At 63.5% G+C, this 21,776-nt stretch carries 19 protein-coding genes; 17 read left to right on the top strand and 2 right to left on the bottom strand.

Annotation, left to right across the window (positions count from 1 at the left end):
- The first annotated feature begins 139 nt into the window (after nucleotides 1-139).
- The 12 genes from JW929_07320 (at nucleotide 140) to JW929_07265 (ending at nucleotide 11,072) form a co-directional block, all read left to right on the top strand.
- Complete coding sequence (locus JW929_07320; protein MBN1439202.1) at nucleotides 140-574, top strand: OsmC family protein; 435 nt, start codon at nucleotides 140-142, stop codon at nucleotides 572-574.
- Nucleotides 571-1,002 carry an OsmC family protein gene (locus JW929_07315; protein MBN1439201.1) on the top strand — a complete coding sequence of 144 codons (432 nt, stop codon included), beginning with the start codon at nucleotides 571-573 and terminating at the stop codon, nucleotides 1,000-1,002. Before JW929_07320 ends, JW929_07315 begins: the two co-directional genes overlap by 4 nt.
- A gap of 56 nt (nucleotides 1,003-1,058) precedes the next feature.
- Complete coding sequence (gene trxA / locus JW929_07310; GenBank protein ID MBN1439200.1) at nucleotides 1,059-1,430, top strand: thioredoxin; 372 nt, start codon at nucleotides 1,059-1,061, stop codon at nucleotides 1,428-1,430.
- A 109-nt stretch (nucleotides 1,431-1,539) separates the two neighbouring features.
- On the top strand, nucleotides 1,540-3,417 hold the full coding sequence (nusA, locus tag JW929_07305; GenBank protein ID MBN1439199.1) for a transcription termination/antitermination protein NusA: 1,878 nt from the start codon (nucleotides 1,540-1,542) through the stop codon (nucleotides 3,415-3,417).
- 49 nt (nucleotides 3,418-3,466) lie between these two features.
- Complete coding sequence (locus JW929_07300) at nucleotides 3,467-3,799, top strand: YlxR family protein (protein MBN1439198.1); 333 nt, start codon at nucleotides 3,467-3,469, stop codon at nucleotides 3,797-3,799.
- Nucleotides 3,800-3,867: 68 nt separating this feature from the next.
- On the top strand, nucleotides 3,868-5,655 hold the full coding sequence (gene infB, locus JW929_07295) for a translation initiation factor IF-2 (protein MBN1439197.1): 1,788 nt from the start codon (nucleotides 3,868-3,870) through the stop codon (nucleotides 5,653-5,655).
- Nucleotides 5,656-5,659: 4 nt separating this feature from the next.
- Entirely contained in the window at nucleotides 5,660-6,010 is a 351-nt protein-coding gene (rbfA, locus tag JW929_07290; protein MBN1439196.1) for a 30S ribosome-binding factor RbfA, read from the top strand.
- 13 nt (nucleotides 6,011-6,023) lie between these two features.
- Nucleotides 6,024-7,028, top strand: coding sequence for a bifunctional oligoribonuclease/PAP phosphatase NrnA (locus tag JW929_07285; protein ID MBN1439195.1), 1,005 nt, complete (start codon nucleotides 6,024-6,026; stop codon nucleotides 7,026-7,028).
- Nucleotides 7,029-7,158: 130 nt separating this feature from the next.
- On the top strand, nucleotides 7,159-8,040 hold the full coding sequence (gene truB / locus JW929_07280) for a tRNA pseudouridine(55) synthase TruB (protein MBN1439194.1): 882 nt from the start codon (nucleotides 7,159-7,161) through the stop codon (nucleotides 8,038-8,040).
- 9 nt (nucleotides 8,041-8,049) lie between these two features.
- Complete coding sequence (gene ribF / locus JW929_07275; protein MBN1439193.1) at nucleotides 8,050-8,991, top strand: riboflavin biosynthesis protein RibF; 942 nt, start codon at nucleotides 8,050-8,052, stop codon at nucleotides 8,989-8,991.
- Nucleotides 8,988-10,433, top strand: coding sequence for an FAD-dependent thymidylate synthase (locus JW929_07270; protein ID MBN1439192.1), 1,446 nt, complete (start codon nucleotides 8,988-8,990; stop codon nucleotides 10,431-10,433). The genes ribF and JW929_07270 overlap by 4 nt, the downstream gene beginning before the upstream one ends.
- A gap of 159 nt (nucleotides 10,434-10,592) precedes the next feature.
- Nucleotides 10,593-11,072 (top strand): peptidylprolyl isomerase, encoded by a 480-nt coding sequence (locus JW929_07265; protein ID MBN1439191.1) that lies wholly within the window; start codon nucleotides 10,593-10,595, stop codon nucleotides 11,070-11,072.
- Nucleotides 11,073-11,321: 249 nt separating this feature from the next.
- Here the strand turns inward: JW929_07265 and acpP are convergent, their stop codons facing one another.
- Complete coding sequence (gene acpP, locus JW929_07260) at nucleotides 11,322-11,567, bottom strand: acyl carrier protein (GenBank protein ID MBN1439190.1); 246 nt, start codon at nucleotides 11,565-11,567, stop codon at nucleotides 11,322-11,324.
- Nucleotides 11,568-11,732: 165 nt separating this feature from the next.
- Between acpP and JW929_07255 the strand changes: the two genes are divergently transcribed.
- Nucleotides 11,733-12,761, top strand: coding sequence for a type 2 isopentenyl-diphosphate Delta-isomerase (locus JW929_07255; protein ID MBN1439189.1), 1,029 nt, complete (start codon nucleotides 11,733-11,735; stop codon nucleotides 12,759-12,761).
- Nucleotides 12,758-13,759 (top strand): polyprenyl synthetase family protein, encoded by a 1,002-nt coding sequence (locus JW929_07250; GenBank protein MBN1439188.1) that lies wholly within the window; start codon nucleotides 12,758-12,760, stop codon nucleotides 13,757-13,759. Before JW929_07255 ends, JW929_07250 begins: the two co-directional genes overlap by 4 nt.
- A gap of 257 nt (nucleotides 13,760-14,016) precedes the next feature.
- Here the strand turns inward: JW929_07250 and hemW are convergent, their stop codons facing one another.
- Nucleotides 14,017-15,216, bottom strand: a complete 1,200-nt coding sequence (hemW, locus tag JW929_07245) for a radical SAM family heme chaperone HemW (protein MBN1439187.1) — start codon at nucleotides 15,214-15,216, stop codon at nucleotides 14,017-14,019.
- Between the two features lie 279 nt (nucleotides 15,217-15,495).
- Here hemW and JW929_07240 point away from each other — a divergent pair, with 279 nt between their 5' ends.
- From JW929_07240 to JW929_07230, 3 genes are read left to right on the top strand one after another with little or no spacing between them, the layout of a single operon-like run.
- Nucleotides 15,496-17,955 (top strand): PAS domain S-box protein, encoded by a 2,460-nt coding sequence (locus JW929_07240; protein MBN1439186.1) that lies wholly within the window; start codon nucleotides 15,496-15,498, stop codon nucleotides 17,953-17,955.
- Nucleotides 17,952-18,341, top strand: coding sequence for a response regulator (locus JW929_07235; protein MBN1439185.1), 390 nt, complete (start codon nucleotides 17,952-17,954; stop codon nucleotides 18,339-18,341). Before JW929_07240 ends, JW929_07235 begins: the two co-directional genes overlap by 4 nt.
- Nucleotides 18,338-21,634 carry a PAS domain S-box protein gene (locus JW929_07230; GenBank protein ID MBN1439184.1) on the top strand — a complete coding sequence of 1,099 codons (3,297 nt, stop codon included), beginning with the start codon at nucleotides 18,338-18,340 and terminating at the stop codon, nucleotides 21,632-21,634. Before JW929_07235 ends, JW929_07230 begins: the two co-directional genes overlap by 4 nt.
- The last annotated feature ends 142 nt before the right edge of the window (nucleotides 21,635-21,776 follow it).

The following is a 21,776-nucleotide window of genomic DNA, read 5'->3' as shown; positions in this document are numbered from 1 at the left end:
CGGATGGCCGTGTCGGATTTTCCGGACGGGAACGGCTGTGAATGGATTATACTGCATCCACTGCGCGCGCTTCTCAGATCTTGAAGACCCGACAGGTGTGCTCCCGGGGTGATATACTCTCGGGGGAACGGAGGAGAGGATGCCCGACAATCCGACCGAGATCACGGCCCGCTGGAAGGGCGGACTCAGCTTCGAGGCCGTCAATGCGCAGGGCGTGACGGTGCGGATGGATCCGTCGTCGGCGGCCCCCTTCCTCACCCCGATGGAAACTTTGCTGATGGCTCTCGCCGGTTGCACCGGGATGGACGTTGCCAGCATTCTGGGGAAAAAACGTCAGCAGGTCGAGTCGATCGAAATCCGGGTGCGCGGCGCGCAGGCTGAAGAACATCCCAAGGTGTACACCATGATCGACATGGAATTCGTCCTGTCCGGCGCGGATCTCTCGTCGGAGGCGGCGGAGCGGGCGATCGCGCTCTCTACGGAAAAGTACTGTTCGGTGGGAGCGATGCTCGCGCCTTCCGCGCGCATCCGGACCTCCTTCCGAATTCTAGCGGGGCATGCAGGTTCGGCATGAGCGAAGTCCGGCTGGATTGGCTGCGCGGGAAAACCTTCGTCGGCACCGACAGCACCCGTCACGCGGTCGTCCTTTCCTCCTCGGACGAATCGAACGGCACGGGGATGAAACCCTCTGACCTGCTGCTCTTGGCCGTGGCTTCCTGCGCCTCGGTCGACGTGATCGAGATTTTAAATAAAAAGCGCCAGGCGCCGGATGGGATGGAAGTCCATGTGGAAGGAACTCAGGATCCGGACCCTCCCTGGACGTTCCGCAGTATCCGGATGCGCTTCCTGCTGCGCGGGGAGAACCTGCAGCCTTCGGCGGTCGAGCAAGCCATCCGTTTGGCGGAAGGAAAATACTGTTCCGTGTCGGCGACGATCCGCGCCACGGCCGAGATCTCCACTTCGTTTGAAATCCAACCTCCGGCCCGGCGGGCGGAGGTATGAAACCGCGGCGTTCCCCCCGGGATGCGCACGGATCTACATTTTAGGAGCGTATGTCCATGAGCGAACCGATCCACATCTCCGACGCCGAATTCCAGGAAAAAGTTCTGCAATCCCCCCTGCCGGTGATTGTCGATTTTTGGGCTGCTTGGTGTGTGCCTTGCCATGCCATCGCCCCGGCCTTGGAACGGATCGCCGTGGAGTACGACGGGCGGCTGACGGTCGCAAAAGTGGACGTCGACGCCAATCCCGCACACGCCCAACAGTTCGGGGTTCAGGGAATTCCGACTCTGTTGATGCTTCACCAAGGCAAAGAAATCCGCCGCGTGGTCGGGTCCCTGCCGGAAGTCAAGCTGAAGGAAGCAGTGGCCGATTTTCTCGGGAGAATCCCGGCCGCCGCCACCGGTCTTGCCTCCGGAGAGGCCTCATGATAGAATTAAAGCCGTAAGTTTCGGAGGTACTGTTTTCGGAAAAGTGGGCAACCCCCACTTTTCTTTGTCTCTGGCAGGGCTCGAACCCTCCATGGAGTAGAGTGGCAATATGAGAAACGAGTTTGCACTCGCGTTCAACGAGGTGCTGGAGCACTACGGACTCCCGCGCGAGGCCGTTCTGGAAGTTGTCCAAGCGGCGATGGTCAACGCCTACCGCAAAGCGGTGAACGCCTCCACCGCGCAGCAGGTGGAAGCGAATGTGGACCTGGCCAAAGGCACGATCCAGATCCTCGCGGAAAAGGAAGTGGTCGAGTCCATCACCGACGGGCGCACGGAAGTCTTGCTGGAAGAAGCCCGCGAGGTAAACCCGAAGGCCGCGCTGGGCGACCTGGTTCTGGTCGACAGCACGCCGGAGGATTTCGGGCGGATCGCCACGCAGGCCGCCAAACAGCAGATCCACCAAAAATTGCGCGACGCCGAACGGGAAAAACAGTTTGAGGAATGGTCCGCGCGCAAGGGCGAGATCGTCCACGGCACCGTGCAATCCGTCGGCCCGATGGGGATCACCGTCTCCCTGGGCAGGGCGGAGGCCGCGCTTCCCAAGCGCGAACAGCTCCCGACCGAACGCTATAAACCGCGCGATCGGATCCGCGCGGTTCTGATGGACGTCAGCAAAACCAGCCGCGGTCCGCAGATCATCCTCTCCCGCTCCGACCGCAACATGCTCCGCCGCCTGCTGGAAGCGGAGGTTCCGGAAATCTACCAAGGCATGGTGGAGATCAAGGGCATCGCCCGCGAACCGGGACTGCGCTCCAAAGTGGCCGTGGCGGCCATGCAGCCCAACCTGGATCCGGTTGGCGCGTGCGTGGGGATGCGCGGCGGGCGGATCCAGGCCATCGTCCGCGAGCTTCACGACGAGAAGATCGACGTCATCGAATGGAATCCGGACCCGGCCTCCTTCATCGCCAAGGCGCTCAGCCCGGCGCGCGTTTCGGGCGTGTACCTCGACGACGATCCGGTGCGCGGGCGCACGGCGCTGGTCGTGGTTTCGGAAGACCAATTGAGCCTGGCAATCGGACGCGAGGGGGTCAACGCGCGGCTGGCGGCGAAGCTCACCGGTTGGCGGGTGGATATCAAGAGCGTGGCGGAGGCGGCCGCGGAAGCCGTCCAGAAACTCGGCAAGGAGGAAATCCTTGCGCCTTTCGTGGAAACCCAAGGAACGTTGATCGAGCAGGTGCAGAACGCCTTGGGCCGCAAGGCGGAGGGCAAACCGCTGCCTCCGGAAGATTACAGCATCATGAACCAGTTCGTCACCGGCGTGGAGAAGATCCTCGCCGAACAGCGCGAGGGCCGGCGCAAAGCGCAAACCCGCCGGCTGGCCGAGATCCGCAAGAACCTCCCCGCATCCGCGTACGAGCACGGTTTGGACACGCTCGGGCTGGCGGACGGACTGGACCGGGCGCTGGCCGCCGCGGGTATGGAATCCATCGGCCAATCCTATGAACGCATCATGCTGGATCCGGATTCGGTCTTGTCCCTGCCGGAGATGGGGGTGCGGAATTTCGAGAAGCTGAAGGAATCGCTGGAAAGCATGATCCTCGATTTGCGCGCGGACGAGAAGGCTGAAGCGGAGCAGGCGGCCGCCGAAAAAGCCCAGGAAGCGGCCGTCGCCGAAGCGCCGTCCGCCGAAGCGGTCCTCCCAGCCGCCGGAGAAACCCCGGCCGCCGTCCCGGAAGCCACCGCTGCAGCGGACATCGAGGCGCCCGCCGCGGAAGCCGCGGCGGAGGCGGCCTCGACGCCGGCGGAAACCGAGGAAGAGGAAGAAGAAGAAACCGAAGAGGAAAGCAAGGGGGGAAAGAAGAAAAAGAAAGGCAAGCTCAAGGCGGTCGTGGAATTCGATCCCGAAACCGGCATGACGGTCGCCCGGCGCAAACGCAAGCCCGGCCGGGTGAAGGATCTGCTGGTGGACGGGCTGGAAGAGGATTGAGGATCCCGGGGAGTCCGGTCAGCGTGAAGCGGTTTTCCTGGTTTCTGCGATGAGCCCCAAACAGACGGCTCACGTGAAGCATATCCCTTTGCGGATGTGCGTGGGTTGCCGGCAAGCGCTCGCCAAACGCTCCCTGATCCGGGTGGTGCGCGGCCCGGATGGAATCCGCATCGATCCCGGCGGGAAGGCCGCCGGACGCGGCGCCTATGTCCACGACCGGCGGGAGTGCTGGGAGAAGGCTTTGCAGGGCGCCCTGAGTCAGGCGCTCAAGGCCGAGTTATCCCCCGCCGAGCGGGAAGCCCTGAAAGACCGCATGCTCCGGCTTCCGCCCGACGCGGATGGAGAATCCGATCCCCCGCCCGCGGCCGGAGGGTCATCATGAATTAATCCGGCCGCCAACCCATCCCTGTCGACGTCGCCGGGGAGATCGGCAAGTCTAGGAGGTGCACGATGGGAAACGAAGCACGCAGGATTGTGGAACTCCCCCAGACGCTGACGGTCCGGGCTTTGGCCGAACGGATCCAAGCCAGTCCGATTGACCTGATCAAGCAATTGATGGCCAACGGGGTGATGGCCAACATCAACCAACAGATCGACTTCGAAACCGCCGCCATCATCATCCACGAGATGGGCTTCGACGCCGAACCGGAGAAGCGGGCGGAAGAAGAGCAGAAGCCGGAGGCCGTCGAAGAAGCTCCGGCCTGGCGCCAAGCCCTCGACAAAGAAGACCCCACACTGCTCCGGCCGCGGCCGCCCGTCGTCACCATCCTCGGGCACGTGGACCACGGAAAAACCTCCCTGCTCGACGCCATCCGCTCGACCGACGTGGCCTCCGCCGAGGCCGGCGGGATTACGCAGAAGATCGGGGCCTATCAGATCACCCACAACAACCAGCTGATCACCTTCCTCGACACGCCCGGTCACGCCGCATTCACCGCCATGCGCGCCCGCGGCGCCCAGGTGACCGACATCGTCATCCTGGTCGTCGCCGCCGACGACGGCGTGATGCCCCAAACCCGTGAAGCCTTGGCCCACGCCCGCGCGGCGCGCGTGCCGATCGTCGTTGCGCTCAACAAGATCGACAAACCCAACGCCAACCCCGACAAGGTAAAACATCAACTTTCGGAATTGGAGCTGGTCCCGGACGACTGGGGCGGCGACACGATGGTGGTTCCAGTCTCGGCCAAGAAGCGGGTCGGCGTAGACGATCTGCTGGAAGCCATCACCCTGACCGCCGACAACACTAAGATCCTCGCTAACCCGGCCGGGAAGCTGATCGGAAGCGTGATCGAAGCCCAGCTCGACAAAGCCAAAGGGCCGATCGCGTCGCTGCTGGTGCAAAACGGCACCCTGCGTCTGGGGGACGCGCTCGTGGCCGGGCAGGCCCACGGCAAAATCCGCGCGATGTACGATTTTCACGGCGCGCCGATTGACGAGGCCGGCCCCTCCACCCCGGTCTCGGTTCTCGGCCTGGCGGAACTGCCCCAGGCGGGAGATCTGATCGAAGTCCTGCCGAGCGAGCGGGAAGCGCGCGCCATCGCCGCCGAACGAAAACTCAGCGCCAAAGCCGCCGCCCAGCAGCCGCAGAAGCCCCTCAGCCTGGATCAGGTGTTCGCCCGTTTCCAAGCCGGCGAGATGAAGGAATTAAAGCTGATCGTCAAAGCAGACGGCCAAGGTTCGCTGGAGCCGATCGTCAACTCCCTGAAAGGGCTGGGCGCGGAAGGCCTGAAGGTCAACATCCTGTACGCGGAAACCGGCAACATCACCGAAAACGACGTCATGCTGGCCTCCTCTTCGGGCGCGGTCTTGGTGGGATTCGCAGTCCAGATGGACACCGCCGCCCAGCGCACGGCCGAAACCGAGGGCGTATCGGCCCGGCTGTACGACGTGATCTACCGCCTGACCGAAGATGTCGACAAGGCCCTCAAGGGCATGCTCGAGCCGGAGAAGAAGCAGGTGACGATCGGGCGGGCGGAAGTGCGCGCGGTGTTCAGCATTTCCAAGATCGGAAAAATCGCCGGCTGCATCCAGCGCGAAGGCGAAGGCCGGCGCAACGCCAGAGTGCGCGTTCTCCGCTCCGGAAAAGTCGTCCACGAAGGCGAAATCGGCTCCCTGCGGCACGAAAAGGACGACGTGCGCGAGGTGCGCCAGGGATTCGAATGCGGCGTGGGGATCCGAGATTATCAGGACTTCCAGGTCGGCGACATCCTGGAATTCTTCGTCCTGCAGGAGGCCTGAGGCCGTGCCCAGCGCCGCACGGGCTCTCCGGTTGGGGGAGCGAATCCGCACCGAGCTGGCGGAGATCTTTCTGCGCGAATCCTCCGATCCGCGCCTGCGGATGATCACCGTCACCGAAGTTCGCGTGGACCGCGAATTCGCGGCGGCCAACGTCTTCGTCTCGGCCGCGGATTTCGACGAAGCCCGCCAAGCCGGCGTTTTGCAGGCCCTGGAGGGCGCCAAGGGATTCCTGCGCAGCGCCCTGGCCGGCCGCATTCCGCTGCGGACTTTTCCGGCCCTGCGCTTTCACTGGGACGTCCTCCCCGACCGCGCGGAACACATCGAACATCTGATTGATTCGCTGAAGAAGGACTGAGACCGAGCAGCAGATGGACTTCCGCATTGATCCGGACGACGTCCGCCGGGCCAAGGAACTGCTGGAGAGAAGTTCCAGCGTCCTCTTGCTAACCCACCAACGGCCGGACGGCGACGCGCTGGGTTCGATGCTCGGCCTGTTCCACATGCTGCGCGCGGCGGGGCGGCAATCCCACCCCATCCTGGCGGAAGGGATGAGCTCGGTCTTCCGCTACCTGCCGGGTGCGGGGGAAATCCGCTCGGAACTTCCCGCCGCTTTCGACGCGGCGGTCCTGGTCGATTGCGCCGACCGGGAGCGGATCAGCTTCCCAGCCAAAGCCCCTTCCCCACCCATCAATCTGGCGGTCGACCATCACATCACCAACGGCCGTTTTGCCGGCGTCAATTTGGTGAATCCGTCCGCCGCTGCGACCGCCGAATTCATTGTCGATTTGGCGGACGGCCTGGGATTGACCGTCACGCCCGAGGCGGCCGCTTGCCTTTTGGCGGGCGTGGTAACCGACACCCTCGGGTTCCGCACTCCCAACACCGGGAGGCACACCCTGGAGGTCGTCCAGCGGTTGATGCAGGCCGGCGGATCGCTTCCGGAAACGGTCGAACGCAGCCTTCACCGGCGGTCGTTCGCTGCGGCCCGCTATTGGGGAGCCGGGCTTTCACGCTTGGAACGCGACGGGACCATTGTCTGGACTTCGCTGACCCTGGCGGACCGGAGCCAGGCCGGGTATCCCGGCCGTGACGACGCCGATTTGGTTAACATCCTGTCTTCGATCGACGGGCACGAAGCGGCTTTGATCTTCATCGAACAGGACGGTGGCAAGATCAAAGTGAGTTGGCGGGTCGTCGGCGGCCTGGACGTCACCCCGCTGGCGGCTTCCTTCGGCGGCGGAGGCCATCCCGCCGCCTCGGGCGCGGTGCTTTCCGGAAACCTGGAAGATGTCCGGTGCGCGGTTTTACAGCGTACGAAGCAATGGCTGGATGCCGTCCACAACGGCGATAATCCGGAAACCGCTTGGAAATGAGCCGGACGGACGAAAGAGATATAATCTGCCCTTTGTAACAAAAAGCCCTCAGGCGACAGGGGGCGCACGGGCCGTTTTGTCTGCGGGATCTCTGTGAACGGGGGAAACCTCTTGCTTAGGGAGGATTCTTATGCCTAAACCCGGTCTCCTGGTAATCGACAAACCCACCGGACCGACGTCGCACGATATCGTCAACATCGTCCGGCGCGGAACCCAGATCCGCAAAGTCGGCCATACCGGAACGCTCGATCCGTATGCGTCCGGAGTCCTGCTTGTCCTGTTGGGTGCGGTCACGCGCCTGGCCGAATACCTGCTGGAAGTGGATAAGGAATATCTCGCCACCATCCGGTTCGGCGCGGCCACCTCCACCTTCGACGCCGCCGGCCGGATCACCGCCACGCGTCCGTTCACCTTCCGCGAAGAAACCCTGGAAGCGAAACTGGCCGGCTTTGTCGGCGAACGCCTGCAGGTTCCTCCGATCTATTCGGCGATCAAGGTCGGCGGCCGGAAAGCCTACGACCTCGCCCGGAAGGGCGAGGAAGTGGAAATGACCCCCCGCAAGGTCCACATCTACGAACTTTCCCTGCTGCGCTGGGAAAGCCCCAATGCCGTGGTCCGCGTTCGCTGCTCGCGCGGCACCTACATCCGCTCCATCGCCCACGACATCGGCGAAGCGATGGGATCCCACGCCCACCTCGTATCCCTCCGCCGCATCCGCTTGGGTCCGTTTTCGGTGGAGCGGGCGACGCCGCTGGAGGAACTCAAGCGCCGGTTTCTGGAAGGCACGTGGGAAAAGGCGGCGATGCCGGCCAGCGCGGTGCTCGAGGGCTGGGCGACCGTGGAATTGGACGCCGAGGAGGCGCAAAAAATACGCAACGGAATCGCGATCCCCGCGGCGGCCGGATCCTCCGGACGCGCCCGGGCGATCGCCCCCGGCGGCGAATTGCTGGCGGTCCTGGAGGCGGATTCCGCCGCCGGGACGTGGCAGCCGAAAAAAGTCTTCATCGACTGATCCTTCCTGATGCAATACTTTGAATCGATCGACGGCGCCGCGCTCCAAGGAGCGTACCTCGCCCCGGGATCCTTCGACGGTCTGCACCGCGGCCACCGCCGTCTCCTGGACCGCATGCTGGAAGCCGCCGCCCGGGCTGGAGCTCCGCCGGCGGTTCTAACCTTCTTCCCCCATCCGCGGGCCGTCCTGCGGCCGCCCGGCGAACCGGCCGCGATCCGCTATTTGATGCCGCTGGAAGAGCGGCTCGCCCTGTTGCGCACGCTGCCGCTTGAAGCTCTCATCCTACAGCCTTTTGACGCCGCGTTTTCACGAATCGGAGCGGCGGAATTCCTGCGGATGCTGCAAACCCGGCTCGGACTTCGCGGGCTTTGGTGCGGTCCATCCTTCGCCGTCGGCTGCCGGCGCGAAGGCGATGTCGCCTACCTCACCGGACAAAGCGGCGCCTTCGGCTTTGCGCTGCATGTGGTTCCTCCGCTCGAACACCGCGGCAGGCCGGTCTCCTCCAGCTGGATCCGCGAGGCGCTGGCGCAAGGCGACCTGCGGCTGGCCGCGGACCTGCTCGGCCGGCGCTTCACGCTTTCCGGAACGGTGGTCCACGGCGCGGGGCGCGGGCGCTGCCTGGGCATGCCGACAGCCAACATCGCTCTCCGGCCCGAGATCGTGATTCCCGCCTACGGCGTCTATGCCACCCGAGCCGAAACAGCGGGCGCTCGGCATCCCGCCGTGACCAGCGTCGGACTCCGTCCGACGTTCGTCAACGCATCCGTTCACGCCGCGACGGTGGAGACCCATCTCCTGGATTTCGACGGCGACCTGTACGGATCCGACTTGCGGGTGGAATTCGTGGAACGTCTACGCGAAGAGCGGAAATTCGCGGACGCCGACTCGCTCCGCCGGCAGATGGCCTCCGACGCGGCGCGGGCGCGGGGTTTGCTGCGGGAGGAGACATGAGCGGGAAAATGCGAAGGGTGTATCTCCTGCGGGCGCGGGACCTCGCGCCGGAGACGATTGCGGTGGCATTCGCGAAAACTTCGCGCTCCCCCGAATCCTTCGACCGCACCGCCGCCGAGTTGAGCGACAGCCGCTCGGCCGAATTCCACCAGAAATGGGTGGTCGGATACGGCCATTCCTCCATCGCCGAGCATGCGGTGCTGCATATAGCCGCGGAGAACGTCTCGCGCCTGGCGATCGAATGCATCGAGTCCAACCGGCTGGCGTCCTTTACCGAAAAAAGCACCCGCTATCAGAAGTGGTCGAGCGAAGCATTCGTCGTTCCACCCGAGATCGCCGGAAGCCCGGCCGAGGCGCCCTTTCGGGAAACCTGCGGCCGGCTGCTTGACGCCTACCAGCGTTCACTGCAGGCGGTCGGCGACCAGATCCGGGCTCGTCATCCGCGGCAAGCCGGCGAAAGCGAGGCTCGCTGGGAAGGGCGGATCCGCTCGAGCTACGCCGATATCTGCCGCTACCTCCTCCCGGCCGCCTCCCTGGCCAACGTCGGAATCACGATCAACGCGCGGGCGCTGGAGCACGCGCTGCGGAAAATGCTTTCACACCCTCTGCGGGAGGTGCGGGCGATCGGGTCGGAGATCAGGCAGGCGGCGCTGGAGGAAGTGCCGACCTTGGTGAAATACGCCGAGGAGAACGCCTACCTGCGCGACACCCCGGAGCGGTACCGCCGCGCGTCCGCCGGCTTGGAAACGCCCACCGCGGAAGCGGAGAGCCCGCCGCGCGGCTGGATGAAACTCGTCCACGGCGAAGCGGACTCCGAGGACCGAGTCTTGGCCGCCGCCGGAGTTCGCTTCTGCGGATGGGCGTACGAGGAAAGCCTGGCCCGGATCCGCAGGGCTCCCCCCGAGGAGAAACGCGCCCTCGGCGAGGCGCTGTTGGAACTCCTCGGGGACCATGATTCCCCGGTGCGCGAATTGGAATACGTGCAATACGTGTTTGAAGCCGTGATGGATCAGGGCGCGTATTTCGAAGTCAAACGCCACCGCATCGCCAGCCAGACTCCCAGCCCCCTGACCTGCCGCCTCGGTTACGTCATCCCGCGCGGATTTCAAACGGCCGGGTTCCTGGCAGAATATCAACAGGCGATGAGTCAGGCGGCCGGCGCCTACGAAAACCTGCGCCGGGATTTCGGCCCCGAGGTGGCGGCGTACGCCGTCCCCAACGGTTTTTTGCGGCGGCTGGTGCTGGGCATGAATCTGCGCGAGGCGTTCCACTTCTGCGCTTTGCGGTCCTCGGACCACGCGCACGCCGCCGTTCGGGTGCTGGCTTTGCAGGCGGCGGAACAGATCCAAGCTCTGCACCCGATCCTGGCCGGGAGGATGCAGACCAACGCACTCCGCGATTGGATCGGCTTGGAGCAGGAGTTCTTTCTGACCGATGGATGAAGGATCGAATCAGCTCCGGAAGGAGTCGCCGATCCCTCAAGACGGCATTTGGAGAAGTCATCCCGCGGGGCGTGAAAGCCCCTCGGGATGACTTTTCATTGAACCGATCACCAATTCAAAGGAGACCCCATGGCCAAACAATATTCCGCACCACCGGTAATGATTCTCGACCCGAAGAAACGATACACCGCCGTATTCCAGACCGACATCGGCAATTTCGAAGCGGAGTTGTATGCCGCGCAGGCGCCCAAGACAGTCAACAATTTCGTCTTTCTCGCCCGCGACGGATTCTACGACGGGACTACGTTTCACCGGGTCATCCGCGGCTTCATGGCCCAGGGCGGCGATCCGACGGGAAGCGGCCGCGGCGGTCCGGGATACCGGTTCGCCGATGAATTCCATCCCGCCCTGCGGCACTCCTGCGCCGGCATGCTCTCCATGGCCAACGCCGGACCCGGCACCAACGGCAGTCAATTCTTCATCACCTTCTGCGCCACGCCGCACCTCGACAACCACCATACCGTGTTCGGAAAGGTGGTCTCCGGGATGGACACCGTGCTGAAGATCCCGGAGCGGGAATCCGACCGCTCCTCCCAGCCGGGACTCGTGATCCGCAAATTGGAGATTCGGGAAGGCTGAAGGAAACTTTCACGCCCGGGTGTTCCTGGCCGGCATCCAGGGGGGTTCGGTACGGTGCGCCTCCTTTCCGGATGGGAGCGCATCCTCCGCCAGGCACTCCCGCTGCGACCGGACGGGCCGGGAGCCGGACTTCGCGGTGACAACCGAAAATGACCGAGCCGGTTTGGCGTTCCGGCTCGGTCTTTGCGAAGACATTAACCCCGTAGGGCCGTTCCTTGGAACGGCCCTACGCTGTGGATGGAATAAGAATCAAGCGGCCTTTTTTCGGTCGTCGATGTATTTCACCGCTTCGCCGACGGTGAGGATCTTTTGCGCGTCCTCATCGGAAATTTCGGCGCCGAACTTCTCTTCAAAGGCCATGATGAGTTCGACCAAGTCGAGGGAATCCGCTCCAAGATCCTCCCGGAAACGGGCTTCTTTGGTGACCTTTGCCGGATCGACCGCCAGGAGTTCCACAATAATTCCTTGCACCATATCAAAGGTGGTTTCTGCCATCGAGTATTCCTCCTTAAAATTCATTCTGAGTTGCAGCCCATTTCCTCGCGGACGGGTGGAAGCAGACCAATTGTACGTGGACGCTTCGACACCGTCAAGCCCGGCATTGACACCCCCCAGGCGGACTGGTACCATGCCTGAAATCACCATCATCAACACCGCGGCATGAAAAAAGTTACGCAAAGCGAATCCCGCAAGGCGGATCATATCCGTATTAATCTGGAAAAAAACGTTCAATCCGGGGTGTCGACCGGATTGGGCAAATACCGTTTCGACCATCAAGCGCTTCCGGAAATCAATCTAGCCGACATCGTCACCCAGACATCCTTTTTCCAACGCCGTCTGAGTGCGCCTCTAATGATTTCTTCGATGACCGGCGGCACCGCGCAGGCCCGCCGGCTTAACCGGGCCCTGGCCGGCGCCGCACAATCCGTGGGGGTAGCAATGGGGCTTGGGTCGCTCCGCCCGGCGCTGGAGAACCCCGCCTTGGCCGCCACCTACCGGGTGCGGGACATCGCCCCCGACATCCTGCTGTTTGCGAACCTCGGCGCCATCCAACTCAATTACGGATATTCGGCCGACGAATGCCGCCGGGCGGTCGAACTATCGGATGCCGATGCGCTGATCCTCCACCTGAATCCTCTGCAGGAGGCGCTTCAGCCCGAGGGCGACACCGAATTTGCGGGGCTCCTCGAAAAAATCGAGGCGGTTTGCCGCGCCCTTCCCGTGCCGGTGGTGGTGAAGGAAGTCGGCTGGGGAATCGGCGGGGAGACGGCGCGGCGCCTGGCAATGGCCGGGGTGGCCGCGATCGACATCGCCGGCGCTGGCGGGACATCCTGGTCGCAGGTGGAAAAACACCGGACCCGGACCCGCGATGGCGTTCGGTTGGCGTCCCTGTTCCACGATTGGGGCCTTTCCACCGCCGAATCGCTCGTGGATTGCCGCAAAGCGGTGCCGCATCTGCCGCTGATCGCTTCCGGCGGCCTGCGCAACGGGATGGAGATCGCGAAGTGCATCGCCCTCGGCGCGCATCTGGCGGGCGTCGCCGGTCCGCTTCTGCAAGCGGCCATCCGCGGGGCTTCGGACGTCGAAAAAGAGCTTCAGCGCCTCATCGCGGAATTGCGGGTGACGATGTTCGCCGCGGGTGCCCGCGATCTATCCACACTGCGCGGACTTCCTCTCAGGAAGACATGACTCCCCCCCCCGCATCCGCCGCCGAACCGATGCTGGACGAACTCGATGCCGGTTTGCAGCGCATCACCGGCCGTTTACGGGCGCCGCACGACGGCTTATGGGAAATGGCCTCCTATGCCATGGGATGGTCCGGGGAAGGCGCCGGACCCAAGACGACCGGGAAGCGGATCCGCCCCCTGCTCTGCCTGTTGGTTTGCGGAGGCTGCGGCTCCGACTGGCGGACGGCCCTGCCGCCGGCCTGCGCCGTCGAACTGATACACTCGTTTTCCCTCATTCACGACGACATCCAAGACGACGACGCCACCCGCCGCGGCCGGCCGGCGGTGTGGAAACGCTACGGCGCTCCCCAGGCGATCAACGTCGGCGACGCGATATTCACCCTCGCCTTTGCCGCCTTAGCGGAAGCGAAATCCCCCCGTGCCGCGGATTGGGTGCGGATCCTCTCCGAGACCTGCCGCCGGTTGACCTACGGTCAATTCCTGGATTTAACTTTTGAAAATGCGCGTGAAATATCCCTGGCGGAATACGAAGCGATGATCGAAGGGAAAACCGCGGCTCTGGTCGAATCTGCCTGCCGTTTGGGTGCGGTAAGCGCGGACGCCCCTCCGGAGCGGCAAGCGGCCTTTGCGGATTTCGGCCGATCGCTGGGGCTGGCGTTTCAAATCCAGGACGATTACCTGGGCGTCTGGGGCGATCCGAATCTCACCGGGAAGCCCAACGCCGGCGACCTTCTGGCCCGGAAGAAGAGTCTTCCGATCCTGTATGGGATCGAACATTCCGAAAAATTCCGCGCGCTGATGGCGGAAAAGGTCAGGCTTGAATTGCTCCCGCCGCTGCTCGCCGAGCTCGAAGCTTGCGGCGCGCGCGGGCACGTGACCTCCCTTTCCCGTCAATGGATGAATCGGGCGTTCGAATCCCTCCGCAAAGCCGATCCCCAAGGGGATTACCGCCCGCGGCTTGAAGCCCTCGCCCAAGCTTTGCTTGAACGCCGCAAGTAGGGGCAATTTTCTCCGGTAAGGACTTGACCCGTCTCCCCGGCGACACGCCAATCCACAACATTCCATCTCCTACCCCGCCGCCCCGGTCTGCCCGCGTAGAAACCCCGTGCGGCAAATGGCAAGGCGCATTTGACTGCCGGCTGCGCATCGTGGATCTGACGATCCCCTGAAATTCCAGCCCGCCTTGGATCGGGATCCACGCGTTTGGCGGAGGACGCCCGCCGCGACGGGGACCGGCAACGATCTTTCACTTCGAGCTAAACGAAAGCTTGGAACACCCGGTTTCCCAACAGCCTTGCGCGGGCGGCCAAGCGCAGGGCGCCGCGGTCCGCCGCCCATTCCACCAATTCCTGTCCGAGAAGGGACTCGATTTCCACGCGGAACTTTTCGCAGTAATCCACGCCATACCGCCCGCGGTACTCCGCGCGGTCCACGCCGGCTTCGGTCAATCGCAAACCAAGCCACATCGCCTCGCGCATTTCTGCCTCGCCGTCCCGCGCCGCGCGGATGGAGCACGCGGGGGAATACGGGAACCGCGGGCGGCGCTCCGCGCTCATCCGACCGATGTATTTTTCTATCGACCGGACGTTGGCATACCGCTTTCCGGCCGCGCAGCCGTGCGCTCCGGCCCCGAAGCCCAAATAAGGCAGGTTCAGCCAGTAACGCAGGTTGTGTTGGCAGGCGTATGCGGGAAACCGGGCTCCGCCCGCCTTGTCTTTGTCGCGAGCCCAGTTGGAGATCTCGTAATGCCGGTATCCCGCCTCCGCCAGCAATTCCTGCGCCAATTCATACATCTCCGCAGTTCGGTCCTCGTCCGGGGCGGGAAGCGCTCCGCGCCGGACCGCGCGCGAAAGCGCCGTACCTCGTTCGAGGGTCAGCGCATACAGCGAGAGATGCTCCGGCTCGAGTGCCAGTGCGCGCCGGAGCGTCCCCTCCCAATCCGCCCGGCTCTGCCCCGGTAGGCCGAACATCAAATCCAGGCTGATATTCGTCCATCCGGCGCGGCGAGCGTCCGCGCAGGTCCGCACGGAATCGGCGGCGGTATGGATCCGGCCGAGCATCCGCAGTTCCGCTTCCCCCATGGATTGAACCCCCAGACTCAGCCGATTGATTCCCGCCGATCGGAACTCCGCCAGCCTGCCCTCGTCGAGCGTCCCGGGATTCGCTTCCAGGGTGATTTCCGCATTAGGGTTCAGGTGAAATGCACGCCGGATCGTGTGCAGGATGCGCGCCGCCTGCCGCGGAGCCAACAGCGACGGTGTGCCTCCGCCAAAAAAGACGCTTCCCGCCGAAGGTCTTTTTCCCGCCTCGCCGATTCGTTCCAACTCGCTAACCAGCGCCCGGAGGTAGGCGGGCAGCCGGCGCAATTGTCCCTCCGTCGAGAAAAAATCGCAATACGAACAGCGGCGGACGCAAAAGGGAAGGTGAAGGTACAAACCGAAATCGGCGGCCGGCATGGTTCTCCAATGATACAACCTTCTTCCTATATTCATATTCAGCCGGATCGTCGCCTCTTCCCGCCGGCGGTTAATTCTTCATGAAATCTGCCTGCGTTCGCCGCCGATTCGGCGCTATAGCTAATCGGCACCGTTCGCTCCGCTTGCGTTTTGCGATTTCCTCGTTCACAATAGAAAGACGGTCCCGCCTCTCGAGAGCGGAGGCTTTCGGATTGCCCAATGAAGATGGACCAAGCTTTCCCTGCGGGGTTTCCTCGTCCTCTCTCTGGAATGCGGAGGATGCGATTGTGGGTCCTGACCGGCATCCTTTGTCTGTCTTCGGTTGCGTCCGCCGCCGCTCCGGCGGGCGCCGCCCCGAACGCTTTCCGGGTTGGCCTGTATGAAAACCCGCCCAAGGTATTCACGGACGGGGAGGGAGCTCCGGCGGGGATTTTCGTAGACCTGATCCGGGCGATCGGCGAGCAGGAGGGTTGGGCCCTGACCTTCGTGCCATGCGCCTGGGCCGACTGCCTGGCCATGCTGGAATCGGGCGAGATCGACCTTATGCCGGACGTCGCCTATTCGGACGAGCGCGATCGGAAGTTCGATTTCCATCTTACGCCGATCCTGGAAAGTTGGTCTCAGGTTTACGCCGTATCCGGCCTGGACATCACGGGATACGATGACCTGGCCGGAAAGCGGATCGCGGTTCTGGAAGGCTCCATCCAGCAAACGGTGTTCGATCAATACATGCGGGGATTTGGTTTCGATGTGACGATCGTTCCGGCCGGGAGCTTCACGGAAGCGTTCCAACGAACAGCCGACGGGGACGCCGACGCGGCCATCGCCAATAACTTTTTTGGGGATTATTTCTTCCGGGAATACGGGCTGGCCAAAACCTCGATCGTGTTTAACCCCGTGTCCTTATATTTTGCGACGGCCGAGGGGGGGAACCAAGATATCCTGCAAGCGGTCGACCGGCATTTGGCGGCATGGATCGCCGAGCCCAATTCACCGTATTACCGGACTCTCAGCCGCTGGACGCAATCGGCCCCCGTCTACCACGTGCCGCAAGCCGTGTATTGGGGGATCGGAATCGCCGGAGTCCTCCTCGCCGCCGGGGCCGGCTGGATTTTGCTTTTGGAAGGCCAGGTCCGGTCGCGCACGAAAAATCTTCGGTCGGCCAACCAAGCCCTGCGGGAAAGCGAGGAGCGCTACCGGCTGTTGATCCGTACCAGCACCGACGGCATCCTGCTCACGGCGCCCGACGGCAGGATCTTCTCGGCAAATCCCGCCGCCTGCCGCATCTTCGGGATGACGGAGGAGGAATTGCTCGCCGCCGGAAGGAACGGCGTGGCGGACGATTCGGACCCGCAGCTTGCGCAGGCGCTGGCGGAAAGGCTGAACCAAGGCGAGTTCCACGGCGAGCTCATGCTTCGCAGGAAGGACGGAGCGGCGTTTCCGGCCGAAATATCCACCGCCCTCTTCCGGGACGCGCAGGGGGAAACGCGCACCAGCATGATCATCCGCGACATCACCCGGCGCAAGGATTCCGAGGCGCGGCTGGCCGAAAGCGAACGCAAGTACCGCGAGTTGGTCGAACACGCCAACAGCATCATTCTGCGCTGGTCGCGCGACGGAAAGATCCTTTTCCTGAACGAATTCGGCCTGCGCTTCTTCGGATATTCCTCGGCGGAGATCTTCGGCCGGCCGGTCGTCGGAACGATCGTCCCGGCCGTCGACAGCCACGGCCGCGATCTGGGGGGCCTGATGGAACAGGTGCTAGCGGACCCGTCGGCGTTTGAACAGAACATCAACGAAAACATGCGCCGCAACGGCGAGCGGGTGTGGATCGCATGGACCAACCGGATGGTCAAAGACGAACAAGGCCGGATCTCCGAAATTCTGAGCGTCGGCACCGACATCAGCGAACGGAAAAAGGCGGAGGAAGCCATCCGGGAATTGAACGCCACCCTCGAACAGCGCGTGGCCGAGAGGACGGCCGAATTGGCGGTGGCGAAGGACCGCGCCGAGGCGGCGGACCGCTTGAAATCCGCCTTTCTGGCGACCATGTCGCACGAGCTGCGCACGCCGTTGAATTCGATCATCGGGTTTACCGGGATCCTCCTGCAGGAAATGGCCGGACCTCTGACCGCGGAACAAACCAAACAACTCACCATGGTCCGCGACAGCGCCCGGCATCTCCTGGCGCTGATCAACGACGTGCTCGACATCTCCAAGATCGAAGCCGGCCAGCTGGAGATCCATCCGGAGCCGTTCGATCTGCGCGCTTCGCTGGAAAAGGTCGTCGGCCTCGTCCGGCCGCTGGCGGAGAAGAAGGGCTTGGCGCTGCAGGCCGATCCGGCGCCGGAGATCGGAGTCTTCGTCAGCGATGTCCGGCGGGTCGAGCAGATCCTGATCAACCTGCTGAACAACGCGGTCAAATTCACCGACCGGGGGGTGATATCGCTGACGGCTTCGTTCGCGCCGTTCCCATATCGTGCGCCGCAAACCGCCCTGCAGGTTTCCATCGCCGACACCGGCATCGGAATCCGACCCGGTGACCTGCAGGATTTATTCCAACCCTTCCACCAAATCGACTCCGGCCTGACCCGCCAGCACGAAGGCACCGGTTTGGGCCTGGCCATCTGCCGCCGGCTGGCGGATCTGCTCGGCGGCGAGATCCGCGCCGAGAGCGAGTGGGGCAAAGGCAGCACCTTTACGCTTTTCCTGCCGGCGAAGGAGACGCCGAATCCATGACTCACACGATCCTGCTGATCGAAGACAACGAGCAAAACCGCTACCTGGCCACGTTTCTGCTGGAAAAACACGGGCACCGGGTGCTTTCAGCGGCCGACGGGCCGGCGGGGATCGAACAGGCCGGGCGGCTCCTGCCGCACCTGATCCTGCTCGACATCCAACTGCCCGGGATGGACGGCTACGCCGTCGCCCGGTCCCTGCGGGAAAACCCGGCGCTCAAGGATACGCCGATCGTGGCCGTCACGTCCTACGCCATGACCGGCGACCGTGAGAAAACCATCGCCGCCGGCTGCAACGGCTACATCGAAAAACCCATTCGTCCGGAAACCTTCGCGGAGGAAATCAGCCGATACCTGAAAAACTCCGAAGAGGGCAAATCCGCATGAAAAAAGTGCTGATCGCGGACGACAAGGAAGAAAGCCGCTACCTCCTGCGCACCCTGTTGCAGAGCCAGGGATACGAGGTGGAGGAAGCCGTTCACGGCGCCGAGGCGCTGATCAAAGCCCGCCAGAATCCTCCGGCGCTCGTCATCTCCGATCTGCTGATGCCCGTGATGGACGGCTACACCCTCCTCCGCCGTTGGAAGGCCGACGCGCAGCTCAAGGCCGTCCCCTTCGTCGTATACACCGCCACCTACACCGATGAAAAGGATGAACGCTTGGCGAGGGACATGGGGGCGGACGACTTTATCCTCAAACCCAGCGAACCGGAACCGTTTTCCGCCCGGATCCGGGAAGTGATGCGCAGGGCGGAAGAGGACGGCCTGGCGCTCGTCCGCACGCCCAATCCCCGCCAGGCGGATATCACCAAGGAATACGACGAGGTCCTGATCCGCAAGTTGGAGGAAAAAGCCCTCCAGTTGGAGGAAGCCAACCGGGTCCTTCAGCAAGAGGTCGCGGAGCGCAAGCGCGCGGAGATGGCGCTGGTCCGCAGCGAGGAGCAACTGCGTTCGGTGGTTCAGACGGCCGGAGACGCCATCGTCACCTACGACGCGCAGGGAGTCATCCGCCAATGGAACAATGCGGCCGAAACCATGTTCGGATATCCCGAATCCGAAATGATCGGCAAGCCGGTGATGCAAATTCTGCCGGAGCGGTTCCGGAGGGAATTCGAAAAGCAGCCCCGGCCGCCCGCCGTCACCGGCCAATTGATCCTCGGCCAGCATCCTTTCCAAGCGGCGGGCATCCGCCGGGACGGTTCCGAGTTTCCCGCCGAGATCAGCATATCCACATGGAAATCCAGGGAAGGCGTCTCTGCAACGGCAATCATCCGCAACGTCACCGAGCGCCAAAAGGCGGAAGAGGAGCTGCGGATTTCTCGCGCCATGCTGCAGACCGTGTTGGATTCAATCCCCTCAGCCGTATTCTGGAAAGACCGGGATCTGCGCTACCTCGGCGCGAACCGGACATTTCTGAAATACATCGGCGTGAAATCCTCGCAGGAAGTCGTCGGGAAAAGCGATTACGACCTTCCGTGGGAAAAAAAACAGGCGGAATCGTTCCGTTCGTACGACCAAAAAATCATCGCGTCCGGCGCCGCGGAAAACGACATCATCGAATCCTTCCGGCAAGCCGACGGGACCACGGCGTGGGCCAGAACGAACAAAGTGCCGCTGCGCGACAGCGTCGGCGCCGTCATCGGCGTCCTCGGCACCTACGAAGACATCACCGATCGCAGGCGCGCGGAGGAAGCCCTCCGCCACAGTGAAGCTCTGTTCGCCAATGCCGCGGTCATCGCCCGCCTGGGGCCGTGGGAATACGACGTAGAAAAGGACTTGTTCACGTTCAACGACCAGTTCTATGCGCTCTTCAAGACCACCGCGTCCGAGGCCGGCGGCTACACGATGACCTCCGCCGAATACGCCGCGCGGTTCGTCCATCCGGACGACATGGATTTGGTCCGCGCGGAAACCCAAAAGGCGCTCGAAACCCCGGATCCGGCCTTCAGCCGGACCCTGGAACACCGTATCCGGTTCGCCGATGGCAGTCCGGGATACATCTCCGTCCGGTTTTTCATCGTCAAGGATACAGAGGGAAAGACCGTTAAAACCTACGGGGTCAATCAGGACATCACGGAGCGCAAGCGGTCGGAGGAGGAAATCCGCAAGCGGGTGAGGGAATTGGAGGGGATGAACCGCGTCTCGGTCATCCTGCGCAGCTCGGCGACCCTCGAGGAAATGATTCCGCGCCTGCTGGACGAATCGCTTTCCGCGGTGGAGTGCGACGCCGGCGCCGTCTGGCTGTTCGATTCGTCCGCGGGAACGCTCGGGCGTGCGGCCGACTGCGGCTGGTTTTCCAATCTACCGAAGACCAATCCCAAGCCCGGCGAGGGGTTCCCCGGCGCGATTTTCGGCGCGAATCAGGTGCATCTCATCGAGGAATTCGCCCGGGACCCCGATCTCGGGGTCCTTCGCAGGGATTCGTTCCCGCCGGGCTGGGGGGGAATCTGCCTTCCGGTCCGGTCTGGGCAGGACAGCATCGGCCTGATCTGCCTTGCTGTTCCGCAGCCCCGCAAGTTTACATCGGAAGAAGTGAATCTGCTGGTTACCATAGCGGAGATGGCCGGCACGGCGATCCAGCGCGTGCAATTGTACGAACAGACCCGGCATCAGCTGGAGCGCTTGAGCGCCCTGCACGCGATCGACACCGCAATCACGGCCAGCCTGAATTTATCCGTGACGATGGATTTCTTCCTCGATCAGGTCGTCAACCAGCTGCGGGTGGACGCGGCCGCGGTCCTGCTGTGCAATCCGCGGATGATGCAGCTGGAATATTTCGCCGGGCGCGGATTTCGGGGAAAGGGGATCGCCGCCACCCGCCTGCGCTTCGGGGAAGGGCACGCGGGGCGGGCCGCCATCGAGCGCCGCATCAGCCACGTCGCGATCACCTCGAACGACCCGCTGGCCAAACCCGAACGGGTGGCCGGTGAGGGTTTCGTCACCCACACCTCGGTTCCGCTGATCGCCAAGGGCCAGGTCAAGGGGATCCTGGAGCTGTTCCACCGGACTCCGTTCGTCCCCAAAGACGATTGGCTGGATTTCCTCAACACCCTTTCCGGCCAGGCGGCGATCGCGATCGACAACGCCACGCTTTTTTCCGACTTGCAGGGCGTGAACACCCAGCTTGCGCGGGCGTACGACAGCACCCTCGAGGGCTGGTCGCGGGCGATGGACCTGCGCGACAAGGAAACCGAAGGCCACAGCCAACGGGTGACGGAAACCACGCTTCAGTTGGCTAAAAAGATTGGGATCCCCAACGAGGAGCTGGTGCACATCCGGCGCGGGGCTTTGCTCCACGATTTGGGGAAACTCGGTGTCCCCGATTCCATCCTCAACAAACCCGACAGCCTGACCGCGGAGGAGAAGGCGGTCATGCAGCGGCATCCCGGCCTGGCCTACGAGATGCTGATGCCGATCGAATTCCTGCGCCCCGCCCTCGACATCCCGTATTGCCACCACGAACGGTGGGACGGCTCGGGGTATCCGCGCGGGCTGAAAGGCGAACAGATTCCGCTGGCCGCGCGGGTGTTCGCCGTGGCGGACGTCTTCGATGCGCTCACTTCGGACCGCCCGTACCGTCCCGCTTGGCCGGAGGAAAAGGCCCTCGACTATATCCGCGACCGGTCGGGCCAGGAATTCGATCCGCAGGTGGTGAAGGTGTTTCTGGAGCTTCCGCGCTGAGGCGGCCTCGATTCTCCTAGAGTGCTGAACAAGGCGGTTGAGCCCCGCCCCGCTTCGCGGCGCGAGGCCGGGGGTGCCCGTCCTCTGTGCGGGCGTATCGAGATCCCATTTTTTTATTTTTGATACGCCCCAGAAGAGCGCT

Source organism: Anaerolineales bacterium (assembly GCA_016928575.1).
Classification (GTDB): Bacteria; Chloroflexota; Anaerolineae; order Anaerolineales; family RBG-16-64-43; genus JAFGKK01.
The sequence above is the reverse complement of the archived record's forward strand: the minus strand, read 5'-3'. Positions and strand labels throughout refer to the sequence as shown.